Origin of the sequence: Pseudoalteromonas aliena (assembly GCF_038155085.1) — a bacterium.
GTDB classification, from domain to species: domain Bacteria; phylum Pseudomonadota; class Gammaproteobacteria; order Enterobacterales; family Alteromonadaceae; genus Pseudoalteromonas; species Pseudoalteromonas aliena_A.
This window is the reverse complement of record NZ_JBAKAU010000079.1, coordinates 1-247: the sequence shown is the minus strand read 5'-3', so window position 1 is coordinate 247 and position 247 is coordinate 1. Positions and strand designations below refer to the sequence as shown.

Annotated in this window: 1 pseudogene; it reads right to left on the bottom strand. The window is 34.0% G+C overall.

From position 1 onward, the window contains the following. Positions 1-247, bottom strand: a pseudogene (locus V6260_RS18620) (PH domain-containing protein); the annotation flags it as partial.

Sequence of the window (247 nt, the reverse complement as noted above, 5' to 3'; positions counted from 1 at the left end):
GCCTTCTACTTTCGCAATAATTTGCTTCTCTAAAAAATTAACAATTATGTTTATAAAAGGGGCCAAAGCAGCAATTGCAAAAATGGCCATATTAGACATCAAACCAAATTTGGCTATTTCTTTTTTGCTAATGCTTAGGCTGTTTTCGAGAGTGTCTGTTTGGCTTTGTTCAGTATTTTGTATTTCTTGCTGGTGCTGCGCTTTAAAATCAAATATTTGTTTACGCATTTGCTGTGCGTAATCTTTA